Raw genomic sequence first — 9,120 nt, 5'->3', positions numbered from 1 at the left:
TACCGGGGTTGACGCATGAACTTTTTCCGAGAATTATATCTATACCTATAGATTCCAGATATAATATAAATGATATGCGCAGGGTAGCTGAAAGTATCCTGGAATTTTATAAATAAATTGCTCGGTATGCTGTAATTAAGAGGGGACATGGATGGATAAAGAAGTAAATCTGGACAACTATCTGATCAATGAAAATGCCCATATAAAAGAAGCCTTAAAAAAAATTGATCTGGGGATAACCAGAGTACTGCTGGTTGTTGATAATGAAAAACGTTTAAAAGGCACCATGACCGACGGTGATGTCCGCCGCTATCTGTTAAAGGGAAATCAGCTGGAAAACACTATACAGGATGTTTATAATAATTCACCCGTAACCTTAAAGGCGGCTTATTTTACGGTTGATATAGCCAAAATACTTATTATTGAAAACAAGATAGATTTGCTGCCTTTACTCGATGACAGCAATATAGTCATAGACATCATTACCAGGGACAGATTATTTAATCCTGCTCTCTTCATCCCGGTAAAGAAAACCGAACTGGATGTTCCGGTTGTGGTTATGGCCGGCGGCAAGGGTACACGGATGGAGCCTTTTACCAAGATTCTTCCCAAACCCCTGGTGCCCGTGGGGGATACTCCTATATTAGAGATAATCATGGAAGAATTTTCCAAAGCGGGTTTAAGTAAATTTTTTGTAACCCTCAATTTTCGGGGAGAAATGATTGAAGCTTATTTTAATCATTGCGATAAAAAATATGATATTGAATATATCTGGGAAGAAGATTTTTATGGTACTGCCGGTTGTTTAAAATTATTGCAGGATAAAATAAAAAATACTTTTATCGTTTCCAATTGTGATGTGCTGGTTAAAGCCAATTATGAGGATGTATTAAGGCTGCATAAGGAGCAGGAGGCAAAATTAACCGTGCTTTCTTCCATCCAGCATTACAAGATACCTTATGGTATTATTTATTTTAAGGAAGGCGGATTTGTTACGGAAATTAAAGAAAAGCCCGAATATTCTTTTACTATAAATACGGGAATATATGTGTTGGAGCCGGATGTCTTGCAGTATATTCCGGATAAACAGGTATTTCATATGACCGACCTTATGCAGTGCCTGATTAATAACGGGCAGAAAGTGATTACTTATCCTGTGAACGAAAATGAATATGTGGATATAGGCCAGTGGGAAGAATATAAGAAGGCCATGGATAAGTTAAGCTTGCTGAGGTAGGTGGTACATCACCCCGGCGCTCATTGCGCCGGGAAATAGATGGTGGAAGAGTTTCCTCCCCTTAAAAAGGGGAGGTGTCCCGCCGAAGTGGAACGTAGGCGGACGGAGGGGTAATGTACAATAACAAATCAATAGTAGCTTTAATACCGGCGCGCGGAGGCAGCAAGGGCCTGCCCGGTAAAAATATCCGGTCTCTGGCCGGTAAACCTCTTATTGCCTGGACCATTGATGCGGCTTTAGACAGCAAATATATTGACCGTGTAATAGTTTCCACTGATGATGAAAAGATTGCTGATACAGCCAGGCAATACAAAGCGGATGTGCCGTTTGTGCGGCCGCAGGAGCTGGCTACTGACAGTGCCACCGGGACAGATGTGGCACTACATACCCTTAACTGGTTAAAGGAGAATGACAAGAATTATGACGCGTTAATATTATTGCAACCTACTTCACCATTAAGATCTGTAGAAGATATCGATGACCTGATTCAACAATTTTTTTTAAATTCTTCCGCGAAGGCTCTGGTGTCGGTTTGTGAAGCTCACCATCATCCGCTTTGGGCCAATACACTGCCTTCAGATTTGAATATGAGAGATTTTATCAGGCCTGAAATAAAAAATAAAAACAGGCAGGATCTTCCTGTGTATTATCAGCTTAACGGTGCGCTGTATATTGCTTCACCGGACTATATATTAAACGTTAAATCTTTTTTAGGTCCGGAAACATATGCTTATATTATGCCGGCGGAACGATCCGTCGACATTGATGATTTGTCAGACTTTTTCTTGGTTGAAAATTTGCTTAAAAATCGTTAAACAGATCAGGGCAAGGAACGATAAGGACTTTTTAAAATTTCCGGAGTTGTTTTGTATGCTGTTTTCAGGTCCAGTTTAGCCTGGTTCCAAGCTTTGTCTATATCCGATATTATCGCTGCTTTGGTTGTACCGAAGGAAGGTGTAGATATTTTGGGTTTCACTTCAACGGGTTGTGTTCTTTTTATATCCATATATTTCTTGGTAAGTTCCATTATATTTTTTGACAGATATTCTTTTTGTTTCTGCATAAATGCCAGTTCTTTTTCAATTTCCGTTTTTTTTGCGGCCATATCGTTTTGTGCCTGTTTCTTTAAGAAATTGCAGTATATCTGTGTATTTTCTTTAATTTTGTTTAATTCTGACTGCAATTTTTCTTTTTTCACGGCAATTTCCTGCTCCATGATTTGACTGGTGTGTTGTTTTTTTTGTAACAGGTACTGGTTTTCTTTTTTTAACTCTTCAATTTCCTTTAATAATTCTATTTTCTCATTTTCCAGGGTCTTATCTTCAGGAGAGGTTATTACTTCAGGTTCTTTAGTCTTTGTTTTCGTTAAGGATTGTCCCAAATTTTCCAAAACACTCATAAAGGAACGATTTTTAATTTCTTCAGGAGCTGATAAACTTTTCAGCAGATCATAATATTTCGTCTGTAAAAGATCTATATTTTTCAGAAGATCTTTTTTACGTTTTATTTCCGCACGTTTGAGCCCGGCCAGATGCTTGATATCGTCATAAACCTTGTCTTTATGGATAAGCAGTTTTTGTACCTCTTCTTTCAATTTGTTCTTGGTGTTAATAAGGGCATCTATTTCGGACAAAAGAACGCCGGACGAAGGGTAGACAATATTAATGTCAGGATTGGAAGCAATAACCTGCTTTTTTAAAACATTCAGCAAAAAAGAATCCTCCCCAATGAGTTATCATAATTGTAACATCAACATATTATTAGATAAATATATTTTGCATTTACTTTAGTGGCCATATCAACAGCAAATATAAAATAACCAAGGCGGACATCAGCTGGAGAATTCGACGACAAAGACGAAGCAGCCCAGCCAAAGGCTGGAGGAGTGATGCATGCTGAGGACGCTGCCGGTAAAATTATCCGGTTGATTGCAACTTGGCATCAGACTCAACATGGACATAATCAAACTAAAAGTGAGATAATATTGAGCAATGAAAGAAAAGTTTAATCTTCCTGACTGGTTTTTCTTTTTGCTTTTGTTTATTTTATCAATTGCTTTTTTTAAGCTTATTTCCTCTTTTATCGTTGACATATTCCTTGCTTTTATACTTACCCAGCTTTTTTACAAACCTACCAGATGGATGCATAAAAAACTTAAAGTTTCCTTGCCGATCGCTTCCTTGATATCAGTAATAATTACTATTTTAATAATAGTGATACCGGCGATAACGGTAGGTATATTGCTATCAAAAGAGACAGTGAATATGTATTTTGTTATTAAAGAGCAATGGCCGGGCATGCAAAATGTGTTTTCTGTAGAAAGAATAAATCAGCTGCAGCAGCAGTATCCGTTTATGGATGCTTTTATTGATATTTTGAAGAAGCTTCAGGTCCATCAACAATTAACTCATATTTTTACTGCTCTAACCGATTGGATAATTATAGTGCTTAAAAGAATGTTTTTTGACGCTTCGCTTCTTTTCTTGCATACACTTGTTACCCTTATTGTAACCTTCTTTTTATTAATGGATATTGATATTTTTTTAAAAACCATTCAGCGGCTATCTCCCTTAAGGGATAAAGATGAGCGTGAACTGTTCAGTGAATTTGTTAAAATAACAGATGCTACCCTTATAGGCACGGTCATTATAGGAATTATTGAGGGAACATATGGCGGCTTGCTATTTGCCTTGTTCAAAATCCCTTCTCCTATTTTCTGGGCTGTATTTATGATGTTTATGTCCATTGTTCCGATCATCGGGGTCCATGGAATTATTTTCCCCGTTATTGTTTTCCTCATAGCTACCGGACATCTGGTAGAGGGAGTCGCTTTATTTTTTCTGGCGCATGCGGGCACATCGCTTACTCAGCATTATTTAAAGCCAACCCTGATCGGTAAACGCAGCGGGCTTCATCCGGCTATTGTTCTGGTTTCTACTTTAGGCGGCATAGCCTGGCTGGGTATACTCGGGTTTTTGATCGGCCCGGTGATTGCCTCACTGTTTGTGAGTATCTGGAATCAATACGGACGGCATTATCAGGCTGAACTGAAAGAATGGCACGCCGGAAATACTTGAAAAAAATTAATAAAGTATTTATATTTATAAGTCACTATAAGGGTTAATTGATGAAAAATATTTTGAAGATATTAATTTCTATTCTGCTGTTACTGGGTATAGGATGGGCCGAAGAAAAAGATCAGACCATAGAGCTTAAGAACGGTAAAAAGGTTGTTCTAAAATCCGATTATACCTGGGAATATTACAAACCCCCAGTAAAAAAAATAGTTGTTGTTTTCAAGGATTTGAAATTCGGGTCCACCCTCAGTCAGTTCAATCAATTATATGCAGCTAAAAAAGATGACATTAAATCCTGGCCGGATGATGGCGTTTATTATTTTAATGATAGTTTCTGCAATGAACCTGCAACTTTATTCTTTTATTTTATGCAGGACAGTTTTTTTCATGGAGAAGTAATATTTAAAATTAAGCCGGCCAAAGATGAAATTGTTCTTAATAAATACAATTCTGTAAAAAAAGTAATGATAAGTTTATACGGGCAACCGACAAATGACGGCAAACTTTATAGTGAGTGGTTGATAGATAACAATTACAGTATAAAATTGCTTGTTACCAAAGAAAAGAACAGCCTTTACCTTGGCGCACTTTATAATGATAATAGTCTGGCAGGTCAGCTGAAAAAAAACAAAACAGAGCCTGCGATGGGGACAATTTCAGGACAAAAAGTTACCCTGAATAAAGAAATTGTGCCCAAAGAAAAAATTAAAGTCGCAGATCCAGTGGGCCTGGAAGAAGATAAAAAAGAAAGCATGGGAACGGACAAAACCCAGAATAAACCCGAAAATCCAACACCAGTTGTTGTGCCGAAAAATAAAATGAATATTGATGAACTTAAACAATTTATAGAAAAACTGGACTAGGTTTCTTTTATGTTAAAAATAGAAAATCTTACGGTTCAAATTCAGGAAAAAATTGTTTTAAAAAATATTAACCTTCATATCCCGGTTGGCGAAACCCATATTCTTTTCGGACCAAACGGGTCTGGTAAATCATCTTTGTTGCTTACCGTTCTTGGTTATCCGCAGTATAAGATTAAAAAAGGCAAGATATTTTTAAAGGGTAAGGATATTACCAAATTGCCTGTAGATGAAAGATCACAACTGGGTATGGGTATGTTATTTCAAACCCCCCCGATGATTAAGGGGCTTCGGTTGGATATGCTTCTGAAGCGTATAAATCCTGAAAATTATGAAACACACAAACGTTACGTGGATAGACTGGATGCTGAAGGGTTATTGCCAAGAGACATTAATGTCGGGTTTTCCGGAGGTGAGCGTAAACGCAGCGAATTATTACAGTTGGTAATCCAGCAACCTGATTTCGTTATGTTTGACGAGCCGGAGTCGGGAGTTGATGTGGAGAATATGAAAATTATCGGCAAGGTTACCAGAGAACTGGTTCAGGGTGATAAAATTCGTGACAGACATAAAAGCGCGTTGATTATCACTCATACAGGATATATTCTGGATTATTTATCTGCCGATCGCGGTTATATCATGCTGGATGGCGAGCTGCGCTGTAAAGGCAATCCTCAGGAAATGTTTCACAACATCCAGAAAAACGGGTTCAAAATTTGTGCGAAATGTTATAGCTAGAAGGAAAGAATATGTCAGAAATAAATAAAAAAGGACTGAAAAAAAACATCAAAGATATTGCGGAGAAAAGTGATCTGCTTATAGAAAACATGCAGCCGCACGTTCATCCTTCGCAGACAGAAGGAATCATCTATCTGCCAATCGCGGCAGGGTTAAAAAAATATCCGCAGTATAGAAAGAAATACTGGCAGCTGGTTGCCAAAGACAGGAATGAAATTACCGCAGCAGTCGCGGCCGGCGAAATGGAAAACGGGATTTTTATCCTGGCGCCCAAAGGTACAAAAAATACTGTTCCGCTCAGGACCTGTTTTCTAATCAATCAAAATGAGCTGGAGCAGAAGATTCACAATTTATTTATAGTTGAAGATGACGCTGAACTGCATATAGTTACGGGTTGTACTGTATCCAGCGGTACCAAACGGAACAAACATCTGGCAGTAACGGAAATGTATGTGGGTAAAGGCGCAACGCTCAGCTATACTATGATACACGACTGGAACCCGGATACAGAAGTCTATCCTGTTACAGTTATCAAACAGGAAAAAGATTCGGTTTTTATTTCCAATTATGTAACTTTTGAAGCAGTAAAGATGATGAAATCCTATCCCACTGCCTATATAGGCGAAAATGCAATCGCGCACTTTAATTCTATGATTTTCGCACCGGAAGGGGCTAATTATAATGTAGGTAGTCGCGGCATTCTGGAAGGTGAAAATTCCAAAGTGGAGATTATCAGCCGGAATGTATCAGCCGGAGGGACAATAATTATGCCTGCCCATATCAAGAGTACAGCCAAAGCCACCAAAGGCCATATAGAGTGTTCTGCGCTGATGCTGAAAGACAAATGTAAACTGCATGCGGTGCCTGAGCTTGAATCGGACTCCATGGATGCCGAACTTACCCACGAAGCAGCCATCGGCAAGATTTCACAGGATGAACTGAATTATTTGATGGCGCGAGGCATATCTGAAGAAGAAGCTAAACAGATTATTATAAGAGGCTTTCTTTCATTGGATATTAAAGGTTTACCGGACCATGTCAAACAACAGATAGAAAAAGCGCTGGAAATGTTAAGCAAAGCTTCGTTATAAGTTTTCCAGAAAATTATTCAGAGCTATGAGCAGCTCGGTATCTTTTCCATGTTCATCCAAAGTATTTTTATCAGCCTGAAATATTCCCAGATTAAGTTTGTGCAGATTAGTTGTGCCAAGCAAGCCTGATCTTACCGTAAGTTCAAGCAGGTCTCTGCCTTTTTCCAGGGCTCTTATATCGCCTTTATGCTCTTTGCATTCGTTCACTATTTCCGTAAATAGAGTGTCAATGTTTTGCTGTTTTTCTTTCTTTGTGGAGTCGCTTTTTATTATTCCTCGTACATGAAAATATAGTTTTATATAAGCTTCAATATAAATACCGTGATATCTGTTTATCTCCCCGGTACCGATATTCAGGTTTACAAGATAATGTACAGGCAGGATGTTGTTCCTGACGGCTCTGTCCAAAAGATCGAAAAGAGCTTTGGACCTTTCGTTATTTGTTCTGTACTCGGCTTTCAGGAGTTGTTGATGAAGGGCCCTGCATATGGCCAGCGCCATGTTTGTATGTCCACTTTCAAAAATATCCTGCCACAGATAATTACCTCGATCTTTACGTTCGGTAGTGCCTTTTTCCAGATAGTTTACAGGAGTAAAGAAAAATATGATGTTATTGATCAGGTGCAGTCCGGGGCAGTCTTTGTCGGTTTCAATTTCCAGATCATGCAGTTCAAGCCAGAAGCTCTGGTTCAGACAATCTATATTATTTAGTATTTTATAGGCCAGTTGTCCGGCCAGAGACATATCGGTCATAAGCTGAGGAGCAAGAGCCTGAAAAGCAGTTGCCTTCAAATCTTCGCTTAGTATCTGATCGTCCGTCAATATGTGTGTCAGCTGATTACCTGATAATAAATTATTTTTGATTTTCAACTTCAGTAATGTAATGTTGCATGATTGATTCGAATAAGCTGAGTCCAGAAAGTAAAAGAAATGTGCTGCATCGATAGTATGTGTCTGTGCGGTTATTTTTAATTTCATAAGTCCTCCTTGAAAACTAAATAATTATCGAAAGAATCTTGGCAGATTCCCACATTTCTTAAATTTTTTTCCAATTAATCCGATAAATTGATAAAGAGTTGATATGCAAACTAAAATTTTATCTTTATTAGGTGCGAATAAAATACGGGCGGAAGATTTTTCAGCATCAGCAGATTTTTATCCTTCGATGTTTGATTTTATTGCTGATCCCACATTAACTGTTAAAGAACAACTCACAAGTATTATTATGCGGTTCAGAAAAAATTTTTGGCTGGCGGGAAGCGTTAATGACATAAAAGTAGGAAATTATTTTGTAATGAGCCTATATCACGATTTTATGCGGGACAAAAGTGATTTTTCCTATGTCAGGACTAGGTGTCAGTTTGAACTTGTTCAATATCAAAGCTGGACTTGCGGGTTAAAAAATAATGTACTTCTCAATATCAAAGGTCTTCCCATCCTGGTTATGGATAATCACAATTTTGCTTTGCCATTTATTATTTATCAGTTTATCAACAGGGTACTGGATATGAATTGCAGTATGCTGCATATTGATCACCACGAGGATTTGAATATTAATTATGAATTCTCTTTAAAGCAGTTGCTGGAAACCGAAGATATAAATAAAAAACTGGAATATTTTTTAAAGACAACGGAAATAGGCTCCTGGCAGTACCATCCTTTATTCGGATTTTCCAATGAAAAGACTTTTGTGGATAAAAATAAATGGCAGTGGTTGTATCTGGATAAAATTGCAGATAACAGGGCCGAATGGGGGTGTGTTCATCATCCTGACAAAAAAATGGCAGTAAGTTTGAAGGCAATATCAAAATCCGCTGATTTGGTCGATGTTGATATCGATTTTTTAATTCCTTTGGAAAAAACAATGAGCGTACAAGAAAAAATGCAGGTTTTGCAGGGTATTATTCCGATAAAAATTTTGCTAAAACTACAAGAGGTCGCATCTCTTTGCAGCGCAGCCAAAGCAGTAACAATTGCTACCAGTCCCGGATTTATCAATCAGCAGCGCGCTATAGTTTATGTGAAAACACTTTTAAATTTGATAGCAAAAGCCAGATAAAAAATAACTGAAAACTTATACTTTTTACTTCGATATATGAACTATGAATAATAAATTA

General features: G+C 37.8%; 9 protein-coding genes. 7 read left to right on the top strand and 2 right to left on the bottom strand.

Translation table 11 applies throughout. The features are described 5' to 3' along the window. The first annotated feature begins 151 nt into the window (after window positions 1-151). Entirely contained in the window at window positions 152-1,237 is a 1,086-nt protein-coding gene (locus tag PHV30_11125) for a nucleotidyltransferase family protein (GenBank protein MDD5457564.1), read from the top strand. A 113-nt stretch (window positions 1,238-1,350) separates the two neighbouring features. Next, complete coding sequence (locus PHV30_11120) at window positions 1,351-2,052, top strand: acylneuraminate cytidylyltransferase family protein (protein ID MDD5457563.1); 702 nt, start codon at window positions 1,351-1,353, stop codon at window positions 2,050-2,052. Window positions 2,053-2,057: 5 nt separating this feature from the next. Here PHV30_11120 and PHV30_11115 read toward each other — a convergent pair whose 3' ends face one another. Then, window positions 2,058-2,948, bottom strand: a complete 891-nt coding sequence (locus tag PHV30_11115) for a hypothetical protein (protein ID MDD5457562.1) — start codon at window positions 2,946-2,948, stop codon at window positions 2,058-2,060. Between the two features lie 280 nt (window positions 2,949-3,228). Between PHV30_11115 and PHV30_11110 the strand changes: the two genes are divergently transcribed. The 4 genes from PHV30_11110 to PHV30_11095 are packed head-to-tail and all read left to right on the top strand — an operon-like array spanning window position 3,229 to window position 7,003. Continuing rightward, complete coding sequence (locus PHV30_11110) at window positions 3,229-4,314, top strand: AI-2E family transporter (protein MDD5457561.1); 1,086 nt, start codon at window positions 3,229-3,231, stop codon at window positions 4,312-4,314. Between the two features lie 50 nt (window positions 4,315-4,364). Further along, window positions 4,365-5,177 carry a DUF3157 family protein gene (locus PHV30_11105; protein ID MDD5457560.1) on the top strand — a complete coding sequence of 271 codons (813 nt, stop codon included), beginning with the start codon at window positions 4,365-4,367 and terminating at the stop codon, window positions 5,175-5,177. 9 nt (window positions 5,178-5,186) lie between these two features. Beyond that, complete coding sequence (locus PHV30_11100) at window positions 5,187-5,912, top strand: ABC transporter ATP-binding protein (GenBank protein MDD5457559.1); 726 nt, start codon at window positions 5,187-5,189, stop codon at window positions 5,910-5,912. Window positions 5,913-5,923: 11 nt separating this feature from the next. Further along, window positions 5,924-7,003: a SufD family Fe-S cluster assembly protein gene (locus PHV30_11095; protein ID MDD5457558.1), complete on the top strand. Its 1,080-nt coding sequence runs from the start codon at window positions 5,924-5,926 to the stop codon at window positions 7,001-7,003. On the opposite strand, the gene PHV30_11090 is transcribed toward PHV30_11095, so the two are convergent. Further along, window positions 6,998-7,981, bottom strand: coding sequence for a hypothetical protein (locus PHV30_11090; protein ID MDD5457557.1), 984 nt, complete (start codon window positions 7,979-7,981; stop codon window positions 6,998-7,000). The genes PHV30_11095 and PHV30_11090 overlap by 6 nt on opposite strands. A 103-nt stretch (window positions 7,982-8,084) precedes the next feature. On the opposite strand from PHV30_11090, the gene PHV30_11085 reads away from it, so the two are divergent. Further along, a complete protein-coding gene (locus tag PHV30_11085; GenBank protein ID MDD5457556.1) occupies window positions 8,085-9,062 on the top strand; it encodes a UPF0489 family protein in 978 nt (325 codons plus the stop codon). Window positions 9,063-9,120: the final 58 nt, after the last annotated feature.

Source organism: Candidatus Margulisiibacteriota bacterium, assembly GCA_028715625.1.
Taxonomy (GTDB): Bacteria; Margulisbacteria; Riflemargulisbacteria; order GWF2-35-9; family GWF2-35-9; genus JAQURL01.
This window is presented reverse-complemented; position numbering and strand designations above follow the sequence as displayed.